Origin of the sequence: Halostella sp. PRR32, assembly GCF_034808085.1 — an archaeon.
Classification (GTDB): domain Archaea; phylum Halobacteriota; class Halobacteria; order Halobacteriales; family Natronoarchaeaceae; genus Halostella; species Halostella pelagica.
The window spans coordinates 462,307-484,357 of the sequence record NZ_JAXHGL010000003.1 but is presented as its reverse complement, the minus strand read 5'-3'; the positions used below and the strand labels follow the sequence as shown (position 1 = coordinate 484,357).

Genomic DNA, 22,051 nt, shown 5'->3' with positions numbered 1-22,051 from the left:
TCCGCGAAACCTGCCTCCGCGAGAGCGGCAACAGCGCGCCCCGCCGTGGACGTTGACCATGCCCTACAGTAGTCACTGAAAGCCAATACACACCTGATCGCACACAGTCGTGTGATCTGAAACAGTTGCAAACGCCACGATAGTTTCTCTTCGGGAGTATACCGCCCGGCTGACAGAATAACTCTCGATAGTCTCACCAAGAAATTTATACCGCTCCGGGGGATACTTTCGGGCATGAGACATATAGGACTCAAGCTCAGGATGGCGTTCGTCGGAACCATTCTGTTCGCGTTTTATCTGGCAGGAGCCGGGTTCGCGCTCCTGCTGTTCGGTACGGGCGCATGGCCGTTCGTTCTCGTCGGTACCGTCCTCTTCGCCGTCTTCCAGTACAAGGTCGGCAAGTGGCTGTCGCTCCGAAGCGTCGGGGCCGAAGAGATGGACGAACAGCAGTACTCGGGGATCCACAAGACGGTCGAGGATATCTGCTTCGAGATGAACATGGACAAGCCGAAGCTAATGGTCGCGGACATGGGCGTGCCGAACGCCTTCGCGACCGGGCGGCGCGGCGCGGGCGTCGTGGTCGTCTCGCGGGAACTCATCCAACTCCTCGACCGCGACGAACTCGAAGGCGTCATCGCGCACGAACTCGCACACATCGACAACCGCGACGTGATCACGATGGTGCTCGGACAGTCGATAGCCTCCATCTTCGGGATCGCGGTCCAGTGGGCTGTGATGCTCTCGGGCGATAACGACATCGCCGACTTCGTGCTCGGCTACATCGCGGGTATCCTCACCCAGATGTTCGTCATGCTGTTCGTGCTCGCCATCTCGCGGTACCGCGAGTACGTGGCCGACAGTGACGCGGCACAGTACATCGGGAGCGGCGACCCCCTCGCTCGCGCCTTGGAGAAGATCCAGCGCGGCTCCCAGGGTCGCGAGAGCCGCGTCGGCGACGACGTGAGCGCACTTTGTATCTTCGACAGCGAAGGCGGCCTCATGAAGAAGATCCTCGCGACGCACCCGCCGGTCGAGAAGCGTATCGAGAAGCTCCGGAGTTACTGACGACGCCGGACCCGGGCACATTATTCCCCCAGAATTAAACCAAAAATAATTTCACCGGGCGCGCGAACCGTCGATCCGTGTCCTTTTCGTCCGTCCCACGGAGGACGATCCTCACGACGGCCGTAGCGCTCTGTTCCGGCTGTACGGCGCTGACCGGCTCCGATGACAACTACAAGTTCCGTGCCGAGGACAAGACGATAGACCGAATCGATGCCCGCTGCCGGGGGACGGATAACGCCGCGACAGTCGACTTCCGTTCGAACGCGGTGATCGTCGTCTCCGGCCGGATTCGGACAAACGATCCCTGCGAACCGTTGTTTGTCTCCGTGTTCAGTCCGCCCGTCGGATCCGATGAGGAGTCGGCGATCCTGCGGGTGTCGACGGACCCGTCGGATACCTGTGCCCGAAGCTGCGAGTCGACCATCGAGTACCGCGCCCGCCTCCGGTTAAACCAGCAGCCGTCGCCGGTCGACGTGTTCCACGCCGCCCACGACAGGGAGGAAGTGAAGGCAACGACTGCGTGGGCGTAAGCGGGCGGGCCCTACTACGTCCGTCCCCGAAGCCATTTTACTGGCCCCCGACACACGTTCGGGTATGGTAGATATCCATTCAGGCCAGCGCGTGGCGATGCTCGCCGACGCGCAGAACCTCTATCACACCGCCCAAAGCATTTACAGTCGCAACATCGACTACTCCGCACTCCTCGAAAAGGGAGTGCAGGACCGCGAACTCGTCAGAGCCATCGCGTACGTCATACGCGCGGACTCGCCCGAGGAGGAGAGTTTCTTCGACGCGTTGACCGATATCGGCTACGAGACGAAGATAAAGGACATCAAGACGTTCCAAGACGGGTCGAAGAAGGCGGACTGGGACGTCGGGATGTGCCTCGACGCGGTGACGCTTACGTCCCACGTCGATACGATAATACTCTGTACAGGCGACGGCGACTTCTCCCGACTCTGTTCGCACCTTCGTCACGAGGGCGTCCGCGTCGAGGCGATGGGGTTCAACGAGTCCGCGTCCGAGGACCTGTTAGATGCCGCTGACGAGTTCATCGACCTGAGCGAACGGTCCGATACGTTCCTGTTGTAAACGCCGGCCGCCGTCCTCGCTGTCCGGGCGCGGAGAAACTACACCGGGCGACCGCTACCCGCAGTACCGACGAGCAAAGCGCCCGCGGCCATGCCGAGTGAGGCAATAGCGGCCGGAATGAGTAGGGCGCTTTCCCGCAGTACACCAGTAGCCAGGAGAATCGCGCTACTCACCGCCAGCAGCACGACCCCCAACGCGACTTTTTTCGTGTTCATAGTGACAGTTAGTACGGACTCAAGGTTTATAGCTTTCTCTGAAACCGCCCGACGACGGCGTGGTATGAGTTGACAATAACCGTGAACCTGTATAAGCGATTTCCCGATGACGTTCGAGGCGGCCCGGCGACTGCGTGTCGAAGGGCTTTCGGATGCAGGCGCGAAACACCGTCCGATGACCGGTGACGCTCGCGACCTCGCCCGCCTCAGCACCGTCGCAGACTACCAGTTCGGTAGCGGCGCCGGAGCGGCGCTGTTTCCGCCCGACGAGGACCTGGAGATCAAACGCACCAGCACCGGCCGCCCCCAGCAGGTCATTGCGGCGGGGGGACGCCTCGTCTCGCACGGGACCGACGGTCGATTCACGCTCGGACTCGCTGGCGGCCGTCGCCTCGCGGCGGCGTTCGAACCGCCCGCGGGGCGGGTCGTCGTCGGCGACGAGAGTGAGCCGTTCGTCCGGGACGGCCGCAACGTCTTCGCGAAGTTCGTCGACGAGGTCGATCCGGCCGTCCGCCCCGACGACGAGGTGTTCGTGGTACACGGGTCCGGCGAACTGCTCGGCGTCGGCCGCGCGGAACTCTCCGCCGACGCGATGACCGACTTCGAATCGGGGATGGCCGTGAAGGTGCGCGTCGGCGCGGGCGGCGAATGACGTTCGTCAGTCTTTTCTCGGAGTAACGTGACCCTCCGAGTATGTTCGGAGGAGGCGGCGGGGGAATGGATCCCCGCAAGATGAAGCAGATGATGCAACAGATGGGCATCGATTTCGAGGAGCTCGACGCCCAAGAAGTGATCATTCGAACCGAAGACGAGGACCTCGTGTTCGACGACGCCGAAGTGACCCGCATGGACGCGCAGGGTCAACAGACCTATCAGGTCGTCGGCGAACCCGAATCCCGCGATTCCGGCGCGGCCGGCAGCATCGAGAGCGGCGGCGAAACCGAAAGCGAGAGCGGCGAAACCGGCGAGATACCTGACGACGACGTGATGATAGTCGCACAGCGTACCGGTGCCGGCGAGGACGAAGCGCGTCAGGCGCTCGAAGACAACGACGGCGACCTCGCGGCGGCCGTCGACAGCCTAGAGTGACGGTCGTCCTCGTTCACGGCGACCGCGAGTATCTCAGAGAACCGGGCGAAGAACTCCAGACCGACCTCGGCGTGCTCGATGTGCCGGAGGACGTCCGGCCGGGCGACACGCTGGAGACGCATCTCGGCGACGAGTTCCAGGTTCGACGCCTGCGCGGCCCGGACCTGTTTCACCACCTCGACCGGACCGGTGCGCCGATGGTTCCCCGCGACGTGGGACGGATCGTCGGTGAAGTGGGCGTCGAGGCCGCGGACAGGGTGCTGGACGCCGGCACCGGGACGGGCGTCCTCGCGGCGTATCTCGGACGCATCGGCGCGGACGTGCTGACGTTCGAACGCGACGCGGAGTTCGCAACGGTCGCCCGCGAGAACATGGAAACCGCGGACGTCGGGGACTGCGTCGACGTGCGGACCGGCGACGTCACCGACGCACTCGACAACCTCGGCCAGTTCGACGTGATAACGCTCGACACCGAGGACGCGCCCGCCGTGGTCGAACACGCACCCGACCTCCTTGTTCGTGGCGGCTTCATCGTCGTCTACTCGCCGTTCGTCGAGGACACGCGAGAAGTCGCGATGACGGCCAGAGCGGTCGGCTTGGCGGACGTACGGACCCTCGAAACCATCGACCGTGAGATGGACTTAGACGACCGCGGGTCCCGTCCGTCGACGAGTCCCGTTGGCCACACCGGCTACCTGACTATCGCCCGGCGCGAGTGAGGTCGTCGATCAGTTCCGGCGGGTAGAGGATCTCTTCCCCGTCTTCGAAGTCCGACGCGTCCTTCCAGACGACCTCGAACGTCTCGTCGAGTTCCGGCTCTTCCGCCGTGAACCGCTCTCGCTCGTACGGCCAGTCCTCGACGATGCTCACCTCGTACAGGCGCCATATCTCGTGGCCGGCGCTGTCCGCGAACGAGAACACGCGCTCGTACGTGTCGACGTACGATATCTCGTCGAGTTCGACGCCGAGTTCCTCGTCGAACTCCCGCGCCACTGCCTCCTCACTGTGTTCGCCGAACTCGATGCCGCCGCCGAGCGGCCGGTAGAACGTGTACTCCTCCTCGGGGTCGTAATGCTCCGCGAGCATGAGTTCGTCCCCCCGTCGAACGGCCCCAAGCGCCAGCGGCCGGATTTCGCGCCAGGTCATGGACTGCGGGATATGCAGAACCGGTGTAAATACCTGTTCGTTCGATGCTACAGACTACCATCTACGGGCCGGGAGCGCGGCGCGAGCCCTCGCGGCGAGCGCCGCACGACTCGGGGAAGGGCAGGTAGTCGTCAAGCAATGCACCCGCGAGCGAACGAAGTGAGTGAGCGGTCCGAGGAGGGCACCGCAGCGCCTCGGCGCTGCGACGGGAGCGACGCCGTGATTTTGGTCGAGCTTTTGCCGAGTCAAGGGAAACCGCCGCGACGCGGCGTGTTTCCCGCTACACAGCGCAAAAGGTCGCGGTTAGTGATCGTCCTCGCGCCACTTGTGCTCGCACTCGGTACAGATGAAAAACCGCGTCTCCGACTCGTCGGCGGCGCGGATCTGTTGCATGTACCAGTGCGCCTGGTCGTTGTCGCACTCGGGACAGCGCGCATCGGTGGTGGGGAGGCCGCTCTCCTCCGTGCTGGATTCGATAACCTCGCTGACCTCCTGGTCGTCGGTGATGACGTAGTTCGCGTCCGGGTCCTTTATCTGCTCGTTACCGCAGCTCGAACAGACCCAGAGTCCGTCCTCCGCTTTCATCATAGAGCCGCACTCGTCGCAAAACTCCATTACTGGGTGCAGATAGACGGTCCAACTGATTTAAACCACGTGGTTACCCGTCGCTCTCGGACCGGCCGGAGAGACCCGTCACCTCCCCCGGGAGAACGTCGTCGTGGTCGGACTCCAGAACGTCGTCGAGTTCGGTTTTCAGGTCGTCTATCGAATCGAACGCGTCGTTTTTCGTCTCGGAGACAAGTCCCCCGAGGTTCACTTCGCCGTCACCGAGTTGGAGCGTCACGTCCGCGAACTCACGGGCGGCGTCGATGCGCATCACCGGATAGGAGAGGTCGTCCAGCAGCGATTCCATCTGGTTTCGGGTGACTGTTCGTGTCATGTGTTCCCGTAACGTGGCCGAGGGACTTTTACATATCGCTAGATACGTCAGCTGAACGGACCGGGACGGAACTGGTACGGAAAACAGAAATAGCGCCTCCGCTTAGCGTCGATAATGACTCTCTCGGACGAAGCCCGTGAGCGCCTCGCCGATGTCGTGGAGCTACAACCCACGAAAAACGCGGAACTGCAGGAGCGCTGGGGCGTAGAGAGCGGTAGCGAGGTTCACTCGTACCTCGAAGACGAACTCGGGGAGTACTACTACCGCGACGACAACAGCCTCATCCGCGCGACGGCGGAAGCGGCTGACCTCGTCGACGTGGAGCCGGGCGTCGAGGCGGTGGAGGGGGAGACGCCCGACGTGATCCGGGTGCCGGAGCTGCAGTCACAGGTGTTCGAGGTACTCGCCGGACCGGACGAGCGCTCCGAGAGCGTCGTCTCCGTCCTGCACAAACTCCGCGAGACGTTCGACGTTGACCCGGGGACAGAACAGGTTCGGTCAGCGCTACAGAGTCTCCGACGCAAGGACGTCGTCGAGGTGGAGTACCGGACCGTGCCGACGTTCAGGCTCGCAGTCGAACGCGACGAAGTCGACGTGGAAGTGGCCGGAGAGTAGCGCGAACGCTCGTAGCGCCGCCCACTGATAGGGACTGCTGTACGTCAGTTCGGTGTTTCGCTGACCTGGGCCGGCGAATACCGGTACACAGTTACAGCAGTCTCGATGGATCCTGTCTTAGTGCCCGACGACCGCATAGCGAGTTCGGGTTGTCGCGACGACCGCCGACGGCATCACTCGTCGGCGGTGCGTTCCACGTATATCGTCCCGTCCTCGCGGTACCAGTCGACGACGCCGTCGTCGGTCAGCCGAGGGACGTGTTTGTGGAACAGTTTGATCCGTACGCTGTCGAGGCGCTTGCCTCGGTTTTCGACTCCCAGTACGGTCTCCTCCCAGGAGACGAGATCCGTCGATAGATCCGTCAGCGATACGGCTCCGTCTTCACATGACGTGTACCACAGTACGTACCGTTCGTACTCGTGGCGTCGACTGGTTGTACTGGAACCGATAGCTTGGACTCCGTTCTGGCGGTCGGCGCGATTTGTTTCTATCATGGGTTCCCTGAACTACCGCGGTCTGTCCTCGTTCGGGACGAAGTAGTTCAGCCTCTTAGCCGTGTATAAGAACCGAACGTTTCGCTATCACCGGATATATAGACGAACGTAGTTCCGTCGGCCTGCGGCCGGCCGGCGCTACTCACCGGGCCGTTTCCGGTCGCGGCGCTCCGCGAGCAACTGCTGTAGGCGTTTGCCCGGGCCGCCCTCGATCGGCCATCCGCGCTGTCGCCAGGCGGGCGGTTCCGGCTCGTACGACGAACATGTCCCGGAGCACTCCGCCGCCGTCTGACAGCGGTGTTTCGCCGCGCACCACGGCAGAAACTGGCCGTTCTCCGCGCGCAGTTCGAACTGACGGCAGTCCGGACGCATCGTATCGGCGTAGGAGCGCCACCCTCGCTCGTACGCGCGTTCGGCGATTTCCAGGCGCTTCGTCGCCTTCTCGTCCGGGTCGACGTACTCGAACCGCGCCGCCGACTGGTCGTACTCGCTGTTCGAAGGCCGGTCGGTGATTCGCGTCCCGGGCTCCCCGACCGAAAGCGATCGAGGGTGCCAGCCGACCGTCGCCGAATCGGCGGAACCGTCGACCGTCAGAATGCCTGCTTCGACAGGAATGTCTTCGAGCATCGCGGGTTCGACTCGTCTGTCCGTTTCCCGGGTGGCGACCCACACTTCGTCCGCGAGCGAGAGCGCGATGTCGCGCTCGAGTTGCGGTTGAAGCGTGCGGGCGGCGCGGGCGTCGAGGTCTGGCTTATTTTCGATAGCGACGATCCGGTCGACCCAGTCCGGGTAGGGCCACTTCCGCCGGATCTCGATCCGGTTGCCGTTCCGCCGAGTGTCGAGAACGCCGCGGTCGTCGGCGCGGTGGACCGCCTCGCGGACGTACTGCCAGGGATAGCCCGGATGCGGGAGCGCGTCGCGATACCAGGCCCACTCGACCGGCGCGTTACGGACGACGTGGAGGAGATCAGAGTCCAGCCTGTCGCGCCCGAACCGGGCGCGTCGCTTCAGGGCCGCCGGGTCAGTTTCCACGACCACCGTATCCCAGCGCCGCCGCTTGGTTCCCAGTTGGCGGGCGACGAAATGGGTCGTGTCGTCGGTCGCATCGCTGGTCGTGTCGTCGGTCGCATCGCTGGTCGTGTCGTCGGTCGCATCGCTGGTCGTGTCGTCGGTCGCATCGCTCTCGGGGGGCCAGTGGCGTTCTGCCCAGCCACAGACCCGCAACTCGAAGACGAACTCCGCGTCACCGCCGGGTAACACGGTAGTCCGTGGTCGCCGCGTCGGCTAAGGCGTTCGGGTTCGGTCCGCCGGTGCCGTTCTCGACGCCGCAGATGCCACTATCCGCGGCCGACCGAGCGGAGCGTCCCGCCGGTCACGTATCCCCGTTAAGCGGTTATTCTTCGCTTTCCTCGTCGTCTTCGTCGTCTTCCAGCCGTTCGTCGAGGAACTCGTGTGCGTCCTCGAGTATCTCGCGGGGACCGTCCTGGGTCACCGTGTTGAACGCCTGCTCGTAATCCCGCCACTGGAGGTCGCGGTGTTCGTGGGAGAGCTCCGCGCTCGCCTCGAAGGATTTCGCGATGAACAGGTGGACTGTCTTGTGGATGGTATTCCCGTTGGCTTCGAAGACGTAGTCGTAATCCTTGCGGAACCCGTCGAGGAGGCGGAACTCCTCGATACCCGCTTCTTCCTGTACTTCTCGTATCGCCGTCTGCTGTAGCTCCTCGTCTCCCTCTACGCCGCCTTTGGGAAACTCCCAGTCCCCGGGGCGGCTCTTCAGGAGGAGGTACTCGCGCCGACCACGCGTATCCCGAAAGAGGATCGCGCCGGCGCTCGTCGCTTCGACCGTCATTATCGTTACCTAAACGGTGACCATTTAAGAGAATACCGGAGCGTGGACCCGGGACTGCCCCAGTGCTGTCACGGTACGCTTTTACCCGAGGAGGGCCCTCAGCTACGATAACGATGACTTTCGTCACGAAACTCCGTCTCCAGAGCGGCGACCGGGCCGCCCTCGAACGAGTCGTCGAGGACATCCGCTCCGCGGCCGAACGCAAAGGCGCGGAACTGAAAGGCCCCCACTCCGAACCGCCGTCGAGACTGCGGGTCCCACAGCACAAACGGGTCGACGGCGGCGGCCGGTTTTCGGACTGGGACTACGTCGTGTACGCCCGCGAACTCGAGATCCACGGACACGACGAACTGGCCCGGCGAGTGACACACCGGGAGTTCCCATCGTCCGTCCACGTCGAAGCGGAACTGGAACAGGTGAACCCGCTAGGCGGGAGTTAAAACGCCGATTCGCCGACCAGTTCCAGCAGTTCCGCTCGTCCGTCGTGGTCGTTGTCGTCGAACTCGGTCACTTTGATCCGCGCTTTCCTGTCGACGTCGTCGGGGGTCGCACCGTCGACCACCAGCGTCGAATCGCCGACCCGTGCGACGACATCGTCACCCCGGACGCCGGTGAGAAAGGCGGATATCTCCTGTCCCGGCTCGAACGACGGCGTTGCACTGCGGAACGACCAGCCCCTCGTGTACTTCTCTATCATAGGCGAGCCACCTCCTCGCTCTCACGGTCGTGAACGTACTCCCGACCGAATCCGGTGATCGCCGCGATCAGGAACACCGCGACGAGCAACCAGCCGTGGAACACGAAGGGGAACACGTCCGCCGGATTGACCACCATGTCCTGCGTGAACCACTCGAACTCACCCGGTAACTGAGTTATCTGCGCGTAGCCGACCAGCACGCCGCCCGACCACGGGAAGATGTAGCCGAGCGCCGACGTGTTGGCGTCCAGAATGTTCGCGCGCCGGTAGCCGTTGATGTTGAACCGCTCGCCGATGCGGGCGATGTACGGCGCGATGGCGATCTCGGCCGCAGTGTTTATCGTGATCATCCCGTTGACCAGCGCGGTCCCGCCGACCATCGTCGTCTCGGCGCGGCGAACCGACGTGGCGACGTTGTCGAGGAGCCAGTTCTGGAGCGCCTCGAACCCGCCGCCGCGGATCATGATCTGCGCGCCGGCGACGATGAGCAGGGTCAACACGATCAGCGGGAAGAACCCTTGCGCACCGGAGTAGATGCTACCGCTGACTATCTCTTCGCCGCTCTCGACGATTTCGACGAACGGGAGGAACTCGACCTGCTCGGCGATCGGTGCGTCCTCGGGTGCCTGGAAGAGGAGCATGTCAGACACCGGAGCGAGACCGAAGACGACGTTGAAGATCACCGCGGTGATTATCCCCCACGAGATCGCCTCGACGATGTGCCGACCGGCGACGGCCGTGGCGATCACTACGGTCATGGAGACCAGGTGAAGTAGACCGGCGGGTTCGCTCTCCTCGACGAGGATCTGGGCGGCGTCGCCGGTGATCTCGATCCCTTCCATCACGTTCCCGGCGACGACGTACGCCGCGAACGCTACCACTGCGGCGACGATAGCGTACTTGAACCGCGAGGCGACGACGCCCCCGATGTCCGAGTCCTGCGTGACTGCGGAGACGATCGTCGTGTCGCTGACCGGCGCGAGGTTGTCGCCGAACACCGCGCCCGAGAGGATAGCGCCGAACAGGAGTACGGGGTTCGCTCCCAGGAGAACCCCGGCCGGGAAGAACAGACCGGTGAACGCTACCGTCGTGCCGTATCCGGTACCGATCCCCGTCGCGAGCAGTCCAGCCAGAATGAACGTGATCGCCGGGAACAGCGTCGCACCGACCTGTGCGGTGTCAGCCGCCCACACCAGACCGCTGACGAATCCGCCGGCCTGGATCGTGTCGGCGAACATGCCGGCCCAGAGCCACGCGACGATGGCCGTCGCGGCGACCCGCTGGGTCATTCCCTCGAAGATAGTGTTCGCGTAGGTCTTCCACGACCCCTTCACGAACAACAGACCGAGGATGAGACCGATCAGCATCCCGGCGACGAGACCCGTCGTATCGCCGATGCGCAACAGACCGCTCTGGACTATCGCCCACGCGATGAAGAAGGCGATCGGAAACGCGCTCATCGCCCTGCCGCCGTAAAACTCGATGTCGTTTTTTCCGCGGGCGATCTCCTCTTCTTCTATCTCCCGTTCGATATCTGTGTCGTCGTCGTCGGGTGGTCCGACTGCCATACACGGACACCATCGTCAAACTATTTTAACGTTTTTGCATGACGTATTCGCTGCTTTACGCACTACAGCAAACCGAAACGGAACTCGAGCAGGCCCGTACACGACGCCCGGGGAAGACGGCGGGCAGATTAAGTGAGGGGCGGTCTAGAAACGCGGTATGTCACAACAGGAGTCCGGCGACCGGTTCGTCGATCTGAGACGCGACTTGCACCGCCACCCAGAGCAGGCGTGGCGAGAGTTCTACACGACCGCCCGGATCGTCGAAGCGGTCGAGCGTGTCGGAACTGACGCCCTTCACGTCGGGCCGGACGCGCTGGCGACCGACGAGCGCATGGGTGTCCCCGACGAGGATGCCATCGAGGCGGCGTACGAACGCGCTCGCGAAGCGGGCGCGGACGAGGACGTTCTGGAGCAGTTGGCGGGCGGCTACACGGGTCTCATCGCGGAGCGCCACCTCGGCGACGGGCCGACCGTCGCGCTCAGAGTCGACATCGACGGCCTCCCGATCACGGAATCGACCGACGACGCGACCCATCTGCCGGCGACAGAGGGGTTCCGATCCGAACACGAGGGATCGATGCACGCCTGCGGCCACGACGCCCACGCGACTATCGGCGTCGGCGTCCTCGACGCCATCGCAGACACCGACTTCTCGGGCACCCTGAAAGTGCTGTTCCAACCGGCAGAGGAAGTCGTCGGCGGCGGGAAGGCGATGGCGAAAAGCGGCCACCTAGACGGGGTAGTCGAGCAGGACTCGACTGCTCAGCAGACGGAGTCTGACGGTGTCGACTACCTGTTCGCTCTCCACGTCGGTCTGGACCACCCGACGGGCGAAGTCGTGGCCGGTATCGACGGCTTCCTCGCCGTCCAGCACTTCGACGTGGCGTTCGCCGGCGAATCCGCCCACGCAGGCGGGAAGCCGAACGCCGGCAGAAACGCGAACCAGGCGCTCGCCGCCGCCGTCCAGAACCTCTACGCGATCCCGCGCCACGAGGACGGCGCGACGCGAGTCAACGCCGGCCGGATCGAGGGCGGGACCGCCGCGAACATCGTCGCCGAACACGCCGAAATGGAAGTGGAGGTCCGCGGCGAGAAAACTCACCTGAAGGAGTACATGGCCGACCACGCCGACCGCGTGATCCGCGCGGCGGCGGAGATGCACGACTGCGAGGTTTCCCTCGAAACGATGGCGGACGCCCCCAGCGCGAAGAGCGACTCCGAACTGGTCGATATCGTTCGGGGGGTGGCCGCGAAACACCACGACGTCGACCGGGCGACGCGCCGCGACGACCTCGGCGGGAGCGAGGACGCGACGTATCTAATGCGTCACGTGCAGAAACAGGGCGGTCTGGCCGCGTACGCCGCCATCGGCACCGACCACCCGGGCGGCCACCACACGCCGACGTTCGACGTGGACGAGGCGACGCTCGACATCGGTATCGACGTGCTGACTGATGCGATCGCGGCGACGGCCGAACAGCGACCCTGAGCGCGGGAAACGACCGCTCTACCCGGCCGCCGTTTTTCACGCTACGCGTTCTACGACCGGTATGTCGAGGTCCGAAGAGACGCCCGACGAACTGCGGCGCTGGGGACGCGGGGATCTCCGCCGGTGGTTCCTGCTTTCCGGTAGCCGTAACCGGGTCGCCGCCGTCGTCGTCGTCGCCTTTCTCGCCGTGATCACCGTCCTCCGCCTCGCGGGCGTGATCGCGGTGACGAACCCCGACTCGGTGACGCGGTCGCTCTCGAACTTCATCGGCGGCAACATCACGCTCATCACCATCGTCATCTCGATCAACCAACTGATCATCTCCCGAGAGTTCGGCACGCCCGATGAGGTTCGCGATCGGGTCAGCGAGGTGATCGACTACCGGGAGGAAGTAGAGGAGCACGCGTTTGGAGACAAGGTGAGTCCGACCACGCCCGGGGAGTTCCTCGACTTCCTGACCGACGTGAAGCGCGACCGCGCAGTCGCTCTCCGGAACTCGCTCGACGAGTGTTCCGACGAGGTCCGTGCAGACGTCGACCGATTCGTCGACTCCATCGTACAACAGGCGGACCTCGCGACCGAGACCATCGAGGGGAACGAGTACGACAGTTTCGACACGTTGCTTACGATCATGGAGATCGACTACAGCGACGATATCCGGACCACTCGTCAGATCCGTCGCGATCACGGGGACGACCTTCCGGACGACGCCCTCGACGAACTCGACGAACTGCTAGAACTCCTAGAGGACGCCGGGGTCGCCCGGAAGTATTTCAAAACGCTGTACATGCAACGGGAACTAGCGGACCTCTCGAAGAAACTGCTGTACACCGGGGTGCCGGCGATCGCCGCCGCGCTCATCTCGGTGTGGATCTACGGGCAGAACGTCGGGCCGATGCTCCAGACGCCGTTTCTCGAGATCACCATCTTCCTGCTGACGGCGACGGCGTTTCTCCCGATCACCGTGCTGTTCGCCTACGTGTTGCGGATCGCGACGGTGACGCGGGGCACCGCGTCGACGGTGCCGTTCAACGTCCAAAGCGGAAGCCCGCTCTAGTACTTCGGATCCGCACCGGTCGTCGCGTACACGTCCTCCATCAGGTCGTCGCGACGGGACTGCCAGGCGTCGAAGGCGTCCGGCGAGGAGGGGTAGTCCTCGTAGTGGTCGATGATATCGTCGGCACACTGTTTCGTCTTGTAGAACGTCCAGATGATGTCGTAGTAGCCGAAACTCTTCAGCGCGGTCTGGAGTTTGAGCTTCCAGCCTATCGACGTACTGCCGGAGTAAAGCGCCTCGGCGAGTTTGTCGCCGGGTAAGGCGGCGAGCAGGCCCATCAGTTCGTCGACATCGACCGCCGTCGAGAGGATGTTGTACACGTCGAGTCCGGCGTACCGCGACCCGAAGTGGTCCATCACGCGTTCGTTGTACTCCCAGAGGTTGGCCTCGCTCACGTCGCCGTCTTCGATGGCGTCGACGGCAGTCTCCGCCGCGTACTGCCCGGCGTATGCGGCACCCGCGATGCCGCCGCCGGTGGTGGGGTTGACGTGGCCTGCGGCGTCGCCGACGGCCATGAACCCGGGCGCGACCGCCGAGTCGTACGGTCGCCGGGTCGGGAGCGCAGCGCCGAGTTTGTCCTCGACCTCGGCACCGGCGAACTCCTCGCGGTCCCGCAGGTCCTTTTTCAGGTCGTCGACGAGTTGCATCGGCTCCTCGGTCATCTGGAAGCCGAGGCCGGCGTTGATCTCGGTGTCGGTACGCGGGAAGTACCAGAGGTAGCCGGCGGCGCGCTCGGTCGGCTTGAACACGAGGGCGTCGTCCCACTCCACCGGTTCGTCGACGTGAACGATCTCGCGGTACGCGGAGCAAAACTGCGAGTAATCGACGTTCGTGTCGAACGACGCGTCCTCCAGATCGGCCTTGTCCTGCAGGATGGAAAGCGCCCCCGCGGCGTCGATGACGACGTCTGACTCGTAGGTCAGCGGCTCGCCGCGGCGCGTGGCGCGGACGCCCGTGACGCGTCCGTCATCGTCCTGCACCACGTCCTGTACGACCGTGTCGTAATGGAACTGCGCGCCGGCCTCGTCCGCGCCGTCGATGATCGCGCGGCCGTACTCCCAGCGGTCGATGACCGCGAGTTTCCCGGGGACCGGGATCTCCAGAACGGTGTCCTCCTGCGGGATCTCGAACCGGCCGTGGTCGACGTCCGTGTTGGTCATCGCAGGTTCGAGCTTCGACTTCGGGATCGCCTCGGGGAACTCGTCTGCGCCTTTGAGCGCGTCGCCGCAGGCGATGTGTCCGGCCTCCTCCTCGGTCTTGCGCTCGACGATGACGACGTCGTACCCCGCGTTCGCGATAGTCGCCGCGGCGTAACAGCCAGATGTTCCCGCGCCGACGACCACTACGTCGTAGAGTCGCGTCCCGGCCGTCCGTGAGGTTCCCGTACCGGCCTCGCTACTGGTCATGACTTCTGGTGTACCCCGGAACAGGAAAACTCTTTATGTACCCCCGCCGGTTCGGCCACGCGAACACCCGGATACGTCGTTTTCGCGGGGACACGATGTGATAAAGAGTTTAGTCGGGGCCTTTCGTATCCGACGTTATGACCGAGTACACGGTGGAGTTCGTCGGGACCGGCGAGCAGATCACGGTTTCCGGCAAGGAGACGATCCTGAGCCGCTGTATCGAGGAAGGAATCGCTCAGGAGTACTCCTGTCGGGTGGGGATGTGTCTCGCCTGTTCCGCGAAGATCCTCGAGGGCGACGTGACGCAACCGGCGGCCCGGGGGCTCACGGAGGAGGAAGCCGAATCGTACGCGCTGACGTGCATGGCTCGCCCGCAGTCGGATCTGAAACTCGACCGCGGAAAGTACCCCCCGAGCATCGAGGGAGACGTCGACGCGGACGCCGGCGGCGACCCCGCCGCGGCGGACGACTGACCGGTCGTCGCGCAGTCACCTTCTGTGGGCCGACCGCTTCTCGCGGACAGTCACTCGCGGTTCTCCGCGAACCACTCGACGGCGAAGTCGACCAGGTCGACCTGCGAACAGAGCGTCGCCGACCCCTCGCCGACAGCGCCCGTCGAAACGTCCGTCGCCGCTTCGAAATCCGCCCCGAGGTCCGAGAAGTCGCTCGTGTCGCCCTCGATGTCGTCGTACGCCCGCCAGCGGCGCTCCCCGTCCACCAGGATCGGTCCGCCGTCGACCGTTTTAGTCTTCGAGTACGTCGCCCGGTGTTCGGCGAGATGCAGGGACGTGTTGGTATCGTGGTCGACGCCGAGGAGCAACACCAACCCGTCGCGGTCGTACACCCGGGCGAGCGGTGACTCCTCCCCGAGTGGGTAGTCGTAAGCGTGACCCTCGGTGACTGCAACGGCGTCCGCTCCCCGTGCCGCGAACGAGTGGCAGGGGTGGCGACTCCGCCGGACGCCGGGGTAGTTCCGGAAGCATTCCGCGATAGCGCCCATCCCCCGCGTCGGCGTGACTGCGGGGCGGTACGCCGCCGACCCCTCCTTGACGTCGTCGTACCAGGATTCGGGCACCGGGGGGTTCCCCCACGACTTCGGGTCGGAGAGCTGCGTGGAGTGCGTCGGCATCACGAGCGTCCCGTCGTCGGTGACGACGTCGATCAGGGCGTCGACGACCGTCGCCGCGCCGCCCGCAACCCACCCCAGCGCCGAGAGCGACGAGTGAACGACAACCGTATCGCCCGCTTCGAGACCGAGGTCTCGGAGGTCCGCTACAAGCGTGTCCATCGTTACCGGCGCGTCGGACCGCTCTACGGCGTCGCGTTCGCTCATACGGCGCGTCTCAGGTGCGGCCGGCATAACTCTTCTGGGGTCACTTCGCGGCGCAGTTGTTCGGTCCGAGTTCGAGTTCGAACGCCGTCTCGTCGTCCGCCGACTCGCGGCCGAGATTGACCGCGATGATCCGGTCGTGATTGGCGGGCGGGGCGGACGTTCCGGTGGCGTGTGCCACGAACTCAGCCTCGTCCATCGAGAGCGCCGGTACCGAGTCCCGAAGGTCGCCGAGCGGCGCGGCGTAGGCGTCGCCGGCCTCCGGGCGCGCGTCGAGTTCGTAGTGGCCCGGCGCGACGGTGGTGTCGTCCGGAAGCGAGAACAGTCGCTCGTGAAGCGTCCGGTGGAGTCGCGCCGCCGCGTCCTCGGGGTCGGCCGTCGCCTCCAGGTCCGGGCGGGCGACGCCGTCGAGGAAGAGGCTGTCGCCGGTCAGGGCGACGCCGTCGACGCGGAACGCGGTCATCTCGCTGGTGTGTCCGGGGGCGTGCAGTGCAGTGAGCGCGGCGTCACCCAGTTCGAGTGCGTCCCCGTCGGAGACGAGCGTCGCGTCGAACGCCAGACCCCGGTCCTCGGCACCCGCGGGCAGGACGGGGTCGGCACCGGTCGCCTCGGCCACCGCTCGAACGCCGCTGACGTGGTCGGCGTGGACGTGCGTGTCGACGGCGTACGACAGGTCGAGACCCCGAGCGTCGGCGTCCGCCGCGTACCGGTCCGCGAACGCCCGGAGCGGGTCGACGACTGCCGCCCGTTCGCCGTCGTGAACCAGATAGCCAAGACAGCCGCTGGAGGGCCGCTGGTACTGGACGACCGACGCCGGTCCGTCAGTGGGAACGTCGGCGGCGAGGAGGACCTTGGCCCAGGCGTCCATCCCCCCGGCGAGGTTCACGGCGTCGACCCCGGCCTCGCGCAGGAGGCCGGCCGCGTAGTCGCTGGCTTCTCCCCGGCCGCAGACGGCGACGATCGGTTCCGCGAGGCCGTCGACCAGATCGGCCGCGCCGCCGGTGACTTCGGCCTGGACGAAGCGGTTCTCCGGCACCTGCGCCGCAGAGACGTTCGGCCCGTCGACGCGCCACGCGTCGAACTCGTCGCGGTTTCGCACGTCGAGCACGGAGACGTGGTCGCCGGCGCGCACTCGCTCTGCCAGTTCCCGCGGTGGTATCGTGTCGGCGTCGCTCATACTTGCCCTACGGCCGACAGCGAGATAAATCGCCGGCGACCGACGGCGGCCGCGCCGACGGGAACGTTCAAGCGGGTCCCGGTAATAATTGCGAGCATGAACGCCGCGGAACTCAGAGAGGCGGTCGAGAACGACAAGCGAACCGAACTGGACCGACTCGGGTCGTCGAAACTGCTCGTCGCGCTAACCGACGCGGAACTCGACGAGTCGACCGTGCTGACGGCCGCAGGGAACAGCGAACACGCCGCCGAGCGGACGTTCAGTCAGTGGGCCGACGACGAGGAGAACGACCGCGCCCGCACGGCCTTCGAGGCGGTCGCCGCTCAGGAGCGAGACCACTACGACCGCGTCGCGGAGCGCCTGCCGGACGAGTTCGAACCGGTTGACGGCGGTCCGATGCACGCGTACCTCCGCGGGCGCGAGGACGCCGTCAGCCGGGTCGCCGGCGGGATGGTCGGGCGACCGCTCGTCAGCGTCCGGACGCACACGCAGGTGATCAACTTCTTCACCAACGAGGCGGACCGGACGACGGCGGACCTCTTTCGGGACCTCAAGGAGGAGACGAGGGCGGTCATCGACGACGGGACGGACCTGCTCGACGAACTCTGCGAGGACGCCGACGACTGGGAACGCGCGTCCGCGACGGCGGGATACGTGATCCAGGTGGCGTACGACGACTACGCCGACTCGCTGACCGAACTCGGCGTGGATCCGAAGCCGCTCTGTTGACAGCCTGACCGAGAGGGGTCGGCCGTCGCGTTGGCAGCCGCTCGTGCGCGCGGTGCACACGCTCACGATAGGGTTACTTCCGCAGCGGACCGAAACAGTGACATGAGATCACACGGGACGCGGCGGGCGTTCCTCGCCGCGACGGCCGTCGTGGGGACGGCCGGCTGTCTCGACGCAGTCAACCAGTTGACCGGCGGCGACCGCGGCGGTGACGGGACTCCACCGCCGTTTGCCGATCGGGCTCTGCCCGTGGAGTACGAGCCGACGGCGCTCGCCGAGAACGTCGTCTCCGGGGGCGTTTCGAAGGACGGGATCCCCTCCGTCGACGAGCCGAGATTCGAGGACGCCGACGCCGCCGACGGTCGACTCATCGACCGCGACGTGGTCTTCGGCATCGCGAGGGGTGGCGAGGCGCGCGCCTACCCGCAGTATATCCTCGTCTATCACGAGATAGTCAACGACGAGGTTGGCGGCGACCCCGTCAGCGTCACCTACTGCCCGCTGACGGGGACGGCACAGGGGTTCGAGCGCGGGGAGACGACGTTCGGCGTCTCCGGCGACCTGCTCAACAGCAATCTCGTGATGTACGACCGCGGCACCGACAGCCGATGGCCCCAGATGTTGGCGACGGCCGTCGAGGGACCGCTCGCCGGAGAGACGCTTCGGGAGTTACCGGTCGCGTGGACAACCTGGGAGCAGTGGCGCGCGGCGTACCCCGAGACGGCGGTGCTGACTGAAGACACCGGCCACGTCAGAGATTACGGGATGGATCCGTACGGTAGTTACAATCCCAAAAGCGGGTACTACACGGGTGACGGCACGATGTTCGAACCGCTTTCCGGCGACGACCGCCTCGGCGACAAAGCCGTCGTCGTCGGGGGGCGAACGACCGACGGCGTCGCGGCGTTCGAGAAGGACGCGCTCCGCGAGAGCGGCATCGCTGCCGCGGCGGCCGGAGACGCCCGTTTCCTCGCGGTTCACGACCCGTCGCTGGACGTCGGCTACGTGTACCGGAACCCGGAGGCCGCGTCGTTCCGCGCGGAGAACAGTGATATCGTCGGTCCGGACGGCGACGCGCATCCGCCGTCCGACCTCCCGCTGGACCGCGTCCTGTCGTACGACGCGATGTGGTTCGCCTGGGCCGGGTTCTACCCCTCGACGACGCTCCATGACTGAGACGCTTCGGCACGCGGCGACAGTCGTCCGCGAGGCGCTGTCCCGCCGCGATGGCGCGGCCGTCGCCGTCGCGACCGGTACCGCCTACCTGCTCGCCTACCTGTTCGCGCTCGGCGACCTCGTGCCACGGTCGGGTGTGGGAACCGGTCTGGTCGTCGCTCGCGACCCGGTCGGGGCCGCGCTTCGGCGAGTCGGTCCGTTCGCGTTCGAGGCCGTGGCGCTGGTCGACCTCTGGCACGTCCGCCTGCTGTTCTCGCCCGGGAACGCACTCGTCGGGAGCGTCCTCGCCGCGCTGGTCGGCGCGAACCTGGCACTGTCGTACCTCGCGCTGACCCGTCCGAGCGCATGCGGGCCGCGGGCGACGGCCGGACTGGTCGCGTCCGTCCCGGCGCTGCTGTCGGGAACCGCCTGCTGCGGCCCGGTTATCCTGCTCGCCCTCGGCGTTCAGGCTAGCGGCGTCCTACTCACGGTGTTCGCCTGGCTCGTTCCCGTCGGGGCGGCGACGCTCGCGGTCACGCTCGTCCTCGTGGCCCGACGCGTCGACCCCGTCGCCTGGGAGCGCGCCGAAAGGTAAAGTCCGACGAGAAGATGGGCGAAACCGAGTAACGTAGTCTCGGCGGTCGGACCATGCCGAAACACATATTTTCACCGGATACGCTATCGAACGTATGGATCCGGGGAGTGGGTCAGTCACGCACAGAGTGCTGTGTCGGGGCACCGACGAGCAACGCGTCGAAGCGCTAAACCGAGTCGCCGGGGCAGTCGCGGAGCGTAGCGACGCCGCCCATCTCTCGCTCCGGGGGAGAACGTCTGTCCGGGGCCTGAGTCCGCACACCCAGCGACTGCTCGACGAACGGTTCGAACGCGTCCCGGACGACGAGGTCCGCAACGGGAGCGGTGACCCTGAGTTCCGTGTCGATCTCCCGGACGGGACGGACGCACTGGTCGATGCGCTGACGGTCGAGGAGTCGGAGAGCCCCGACAACTGGGGCGCTGCGGGCGAGAACCACTGGCGAGTGTACGAGGTCGGCGAACTCCGCGTCGTCCGAAACGGCGAGTGTCTCTATCGGTCGGTGCCGCATCACTCCCAGCAGTACCTGAACGCCGACGTCGACCCGGACGCGCCGGCACGCGCGAACGAGGCGCTGGCCGGGACGCCGTCGGTCGTCGTCCCCGAAGACCCGCTGGTCGAATGGGACGAGTACGCTATCACCTGCTACGAGTTCCGTGCCCCAGAGCGGTCACCGGGGCTGGACGACCTCCGGCGCGTCTACGTCGACGACGCTCGCGCCGATCTGGTCTTCGACTGGACGACGCCCTCGGAGCGTGTCGAGGCGTCGGAGAGCCGCGTGGTCCGCGCGCTCGGGAAGGCGACGCTCGGACTGTTCTCGCTGGTCGACGACCCCGACGCGATGCCCGAGCGGATCTCGGTCGACGACCGCGAGACCTTCGACGCGGCGGTCGAAGCACTGGCTGAGGCGAACGAACGGGGCGAACACGAGTTCGATATCGTTCGCTCGTAGCGTCCCCTCGCGCCGGTGTCCAGTGAACCCTGTTTCCCAGCGAGCCCCATTGTCCAGCGATCTCTTCCCGTCGAGCGCCGAAACCGGACGCCGAAACGCGGGATCGCCGCGGACGGACGGCGAACGCCAGATGTACGGCGAACCTCCACGACGCGAACGTTTTTGCTCGCCCCGACCGACGACACCCTCATGCCGACCCACGTTCCTGAGAGCGAGTACGCGTCCCGCCTGGCGGCCGTCCGCGACCGCCTCGCCGAAGCCGACGCCGACGCAGGCGTCTGGTTCGGCGCGACGAGTATCGAGTATCTCTCCGGTTTCGACCACATTCAGACGGAGCGACCGGTCGTCCTCGCCGCGACCGAGGACCACGTCGCGGTGACCGTGCCGCGCCTGGAAGTCGGACGCGTCGAGGACAACGAGCGCATCGACGCCGTCTATCACTACTTCGACTACCCGGGCGGCGCTCCCGTCGAGACCGTGGCGGGCATGCTCGACGACCTCGACGCCGACCGCGTCGCCGCTGACGCCGAGGGCGCGCCGGGAACGATGGGGTACGAGGGCCCGCCGCTCACGGAGTTCGTCGAGGTCGAAACGCAGTCCTGGGTCGACCGTCTGCGCTGGGCGAAGTCGGACGCCGAGGTGGACCTGATCCGCGAGTCCGCGCGCTGGGCGAACCTCGGCCACCGCTACCTCGCCGACCACGCCGAGGTCGGCGCGCATCCCGTGACCGTCAGCCAGCGCGCCTCGCTGGAAGCCTCCCGCGCTATGCTCGACACGCTCGGCGACAGCTACGTGCCCCGGACCCGCGGCGACGGCCCCGTCACGGCGGGGTTCATCAGCGGCGAACAGACGCGACTCCCGCACGGCCACACCGCCAACCGACGGCTGGAGGACGGCGACGTTCTCATCACCGGCGCGACTGCGGCCGTCGACGGCTACATGGCCGAACTCGAACGGACGATGTTCGTCGGCGACCCGACCGACGAGCAGGAACACTACTTCGAGGTGATGTGCGAGGCCCAGTCCGTCGCAATCGACGCGCTCGGCCCGGGCGTCTCGGTCAGTTACGTCGACGAGGCGGTGTGGGACTACTTCGAGGAACAGGGCGTCACGGACCTCGCGCAACACCACGTCGGGCACAACATCGGCCTCGGCGCGCACGAACCGCCGTATCTCGACCGCGGATGGGACGACCACTGCGCCGCCGTCGACGGGCGCGACGAAGGGGACCGCGAGATGGCACCCGGACACGTATACACCATCGAACCCGGACTGTACACCGACAACGCGGGCTACCGCCACTCCGACACCGTCGCGGTCACCGAAGACGGTACCGAACGTCTCACCTACTTCCCGCGGGACCTCGCAGCGAACACGATACGGTGAGCGTGCGC

Annotated in this window: 28 protein-coding genes; 16 read left to right on the top strand and 12 right to left on the bottom strand. The window is 65.7% G+C overall.

What is annotated here, in order from left to right; all coding sequences use genetic code 11:
- The first annotated feature begins 234 nt into the window (after window positions 1-234).
- The 3 genes from SM753_RS12375 to SM753_RS12365 all read left to right on the top strand — a co-directional run bounded on the left by SM753_RS12375 (window position 235) and on the right by SM753_RS12365 (window position 2,157).
- On the top strand, window positions 235-1,065 hold the full coding sequence (locus tag SM753_RS12375; protein ID WP_323191824.1) for a M48 family metalloprotease: 831 nt from the start codon (window positions 235-237) through the stop codon (window positions 1,063-1,065).
- Between the two features lie 77 nt (window positions 1,066-1,142).
- Window positions 1,143-1,595: a hypothetical protein gene (locus SM753_RS12370; RefSeq protein ID WP_323191823.1), complete on the top strand. Its 453-nt coding sequence runs from the start codon at window positions 1,143-1,145 to the stop codon at window positions 1,593-1,595.
- A gap of 64 nt (window positions 1,596-1,659) precedes the next feature.
- Window positions 1,660-2,157, top strand: coding sequence for an NYN domain-containing protein (locus SM753_RS12365; RefSeq protein WP_135533568.1), 498 nt, complete (start codon window positions 1,660-1,662; stop codon window positions 2,155-2,157).
- A gap of 38 nt (window positions 2,158-2,195) precedes the next feature.
- Here SM753_RS12365 and SM753_RS12360 read toward each other — a convergent pair whose 3' ends face one another.
- On the bottom strand, window positions 2,196-2,372 hold the full coding sequence (locus SM753_RS12360; protein WP_323191822.1) for a hypothetical protein: 177 nt from the start codon (window positions 2,370-2,372) through the stop codon (window positions 2,196-2,198).
- Between the two features lie 175 nt (window positions 2,373-2,547).
- Between SM753_RS12360 and SM753_RS12355 the strand changes: the two genes are divergently transcribed.
- From SM753_RS12355 to SM753_RS12345, 3 genes are read left to right on the top strand one after another with little or no spacing between them, the layout of a single operon-like run.
- Window positions 2,548-3,024, top strand: a complete 477-nt coding sequence (locus tag SM753_RS12355; protein ID WP_323192081.1) for a PUA domain-containing protein — start codon at window positions 2,548-2,550, stop codon at window positions 3,022-3,024.
- 41 nt (window positions 3,025-3,065) lie between these two features.
- Window positions 3,066-3,461, top strand: a complete 396-nt coding sequence (locus tag SM753_RS12350) for a nascent polypeptide-associated complex protein (protein WP_323191821.1) — start codon at window positions 3,066-3,068, stop codon at window positions 3,459-3,461.
- A complete protein-coding gene (locus SM753_RS12345) occupies window positions 3,458-4,180 on the top strand; it encodes a methyltransferase domain-containing protein (protein WP_323191820.1) in 723 nt (240 codons plus the stop codon). The genes SM753_RS12350 and SM753_RS12345 overlap by 4 nt, the downstream gene beginning before the upstream one ends.
- On the opposite strand, the gene SM753_RS12340 is transcribed toward SM753_RS12345, so the two are convergent.
- The 3 genes from SM753_RS12340 to SM753_RS12330 all read right to left on the bottom strand — a co-directional run bounded on the left by SM753_RS12340 (window position 4,161) and on the right by SM753_RS12330 (window position 5,547).
- Window positions 4,161-4,607 (bottom strand): NUDIX domain-containing protein, encoded by a 447-nt coding sequence (locus tag SM753_RS12340; RefSeq protein WP_135533571.1) that lies wholly within the window; start codon window positions 4,605-4,607, stop codon window positions 4,161-4,163. The genes SM753_RS12345 and SM753_RS12340 overlap by 20 nt on opposite strands.
- 303 nt (window positions 4,608-4,910) lie before the next feature.
- Window positions 4,911-5,222: a transcription factor S gene (locus SM753_RS12335; RefSeq protein WP_135533572.1), complete on the bottom strand. Its 312-nt coding sequence runs from the start codon at window positions 5,220-5,222 to the stop codon at window positions 4,911-4,913.
- Between the two features lie 43 nt (window positions 5,223-5,265).
- The gene (locus SM753_RS12330; protein WP_135533573.1) at window positions 5,266-5,547 is read right to left on the bottom strand and encodes a hypothetical protein; all 282 of its coding nucleotides are present in this window, start codon (window positions 5,545-5,547) and stop codon (window positions 5,266-5,268) included.
- Window positions 5,548-5,661: 114 nt separating this feature from the next.
- Between SM753_RS12330 and SM753_RS12325 the strand changes: the two genes are divergently transcribed.
- Window positions 5,662-6,162, top strand: coding sequence for a DUF5797 family protein (locus tag SM753_RS12325; protein WP_135533574.1), 501 nt, complete (start codon window positions 5,662-5,664; stop codon window positions 6,160-6,162).
- Between the two features lie 173 nt (window positions 6,163-6,335).
- Here SM753_RS12325 and SM753_RS12320 read toward each other — a convergent pair whose 3' ends face one another.
- The 3 genes from SM753_RS12320 to SM753_RS12310 all read right to left on the bottom strand — a co-directional run bounded on the left by SM753_RS12320 (window position 6,336) and on the right by SM753_RS12310 (window position 8,505).
- Window positions 6,336-6,656 (bottom strand): hypothetical protein, encoded by a 321-nt coding sequence (locus SM753_RS12320; protein WP_135533575.1) that lies wholly within the window; start codon window positions 6,654-6,656, stop codon window positions 6,336-6,338.
- A gap of 138 nt (window positions 6,657-6,794) precedes the next feature.
- Window positions 6,795-7,916: a DUF5787 family protein gene (locus SM753_RS12315; RefSeq protein ID WP_323191819.1), complete on the bottom strand. Its 1,122-nt coding sequence runs from the start codon at window positions 7,914-7,916 to the stop codon at window positions 6,795-6,797.
- A gap of 133 nt (window positions 7,917-8,049) precedes the next feature.
- A complete protein-coding gene (locus SM753_RS12310; RefSeq protein WP_323191818.1) occupies window positions 8,050-8,505 on the bottom strand; it encodes a bis(5'-nucleosyl)-tetraphosphatase in 456 nt (151 codons plus the stop codon).
- A 113-nt stretch (window positions 8,506-8,618) separates the two neighbouring features.
- Here SM753_RS12310 and SM753_RS12305 point away from each other — a divergent pair, with 113 nt between their 5' ends.
- Window positions 8,619-8,945, top strand: a complete 327-nt coding sequence (locus SM753_RS12305) for a 30S ribosomal protein S10 (RefSeq protein ID WP_138796861.1) — start codon at window positions 8,619-8,621, stop codon at window positions 8,943-8,945.
- On the opposite strand, the gene SM753_RS12300 is transcribed toward SM753_RS12305, so the two are convergent.
- The gene (locus SM753_RS12300) at window positions 8,942-9,202 is read right to left on the bottom strand and encodes a TRAM domain-containing protein (RefSeq protein WP_135533579.1); all 261 of its coding nucleotides are present in this window, start codon (window positions 9,200-9,202) and stop codon (window positions 8,942-8,944) included. The two genes, SM753_RS12305 and SM753_RS12300, sit on opposite strands and share 4 nt — an antisense overlap.
- Entirely contained in the window at window positions 9,199-10,770 is a 1,572-nt protein-coding gene (locus SM753_RS12295; protein ID WP_323191817.1) for a Na+/H+ antiporter NhaC family protein, read from the bottom strand. Before SM753_RS12295 ends, SM753_RS12300 begins: the two co-directional genes overlap by 4 nt.
- Window positions 10,771-10,927: 157 nt before the next feature.
- Between SM753_RS12295 and SM753_RS12290 the strand changes: the two genes are divergently transcribed.
- On the top strand, window positions 10,928-12,259 hold the full coding sequence (locus SM753_RS12290) for an amidohydrolase (protein ID WP_323191816.1): 1,332 nt from the start codon (window positions 10,928-10,930) through the stop codon (window positions 12,257-12,259).
- Window positions 12,260-12,320: 61 nt separating this feature from the next.
- The gene (locus SM753_RS12285; protein ID WP_323191815.1) at window positions 12,321-13,316 is read left to right on the top strand and encodes a hypothetical protein; all 996 of its coding nucleotides are present in this window, start codon (window positions 12,321-12,323) and stop codon (window positions 13,314-13,316) included.
- Here the strand turns inward: SM753_RS12285 and SM753_RS12280 are convergent.
- Window positions 13,313-14,722, bottom strand: coding sequence for a geranylgeranyl reductase family protein (locus SM753_RS12280; protein ID WP_135533583.1), 1,410 nt, complete (start codon window positions 14,720-14,722; stop codon window positions 13,313-13,315). The genes SM753_RS12285 and SM753_RS12280 overlap by 4 nt on opposite strands.
- Before the next feature lie 137 nt (window positions 14,723-14,859).
- On the opposite strand from SM753_RS12280, the gene SM753_RS12275 reads away from it, so the two are divergent.
- Window positions 14,860-15,195 (top strand): 2Fe-2S iron-sulfur cluster-binding protein, encoded by a 336-nt coding sequence (locus tag SM753_RS12275; protein WP_138796858.1) that lies wholly within the window; start codon window positions 14,860-14,862, stop codon window positions 15,193-15,195.
- A 50-nt stretch (window positions 15,196-15,245) separates the two neighbouring features.
- Here SM753_RS12275 and SM753_RS12270 read toward each other — a convergent pair whose 3' ends face one another.
- Complete coding sequence (locus SM753_RS12270) at window positions 15,246-16,055, bottom strand: AAC(3) family N-acetyltransferase (protein ID WP_323191814.1); 810 nt, start codon at window positions 16,053-16,055, stop codon at window positions 15,246-15,248.
- A 40-nt stretch (window positions 16,056-16,095) separates the two neighbouring features.
- The gene (locus SM753_RS12265; RefSeq protein WP_323191813.1) at window positions 16,096-17,229 is read right to left on the bottom strand and encodes an MBL fold metallo-hydrolase; all 1,134 of its coding nucleotides are present in this window, start codon (window positions 17,227-17,229) and stop codon (window positions 16,096-16,098) included.
- A gap of 96 nt (window positions 17,230-17,325) precedes the next feature.
- On the opposite strand from SM753_RS12265, the gene SM753_RS12260 reads away from it, so the two are divergent.
- From SM753_RS12260 to SM753_RS12240, 5 genes are all read left to right on the top strand, one after another.
- On the top strand, window positions 17,326-17,958 hold the full coding sequence (locus SM753_RS12260) for a rubrerythrin family protein (protein ID WP_323191812.1): 633 nt from the start codon (window positions 17,326-17,328) through the stop codon (window positions 17,956-17,958).
- A 102-nt stretch (window positions 17,959-18,060) separates the two neighbouring features.
- On the top strand, window positions 18,061-19,134 hold the full coding sequence (locus SM753_RS12255) for a DUF3179 domain-containing protein (protein ID WP_323191811.1): 1,074 nt from the start codon (window positions 18,061-18,063) through the stop codon (window positions 19,132-19,134).
- A complete protein-coding gene (locus SM753_RS12250; protein WP_323191810.1) occupies window positions 19,127-19,708 on the top strand; it encodes a hypothetical protein in 582 nt (193 codons plus the stop codon). The genes SM753_RS12255 and SM753_RS12250 overlap by 8 nt, the downstream gene beginning before the upstream one ends.
- 94 nt (window positions 19,709-19,802) lie before the next feature.
- Window positions 19,803-20,657 (top strand): hypothetical protein, encoded by an 855-nt coding sequence (locus SM753_RS12245; RefSeq protein ID WP_323191809.1) that lies wholly within the window; start codon window positions 19,803-19,805, stop codon window positions 20,655-20,657.
- A 189-nt stretch (window positions 20,658-20,846) separates the two neighbouring features.
- The gene (locus SM753_RS12240; RefSeq protein ID WP_323191808.1) at window positions 20,847-22,043 is read left to right on the top strand and encodes a Xaa-Pro peptidase family protein; all 1,197 of its coding nucleotides are present in this window, start codon (window positions 20,847-20,849) and stop codon (window positions 22,041-22,043) included.
- The last annotated feature ends 8 nt before the right edge of the window (window positions 22,044-22,051 follow it).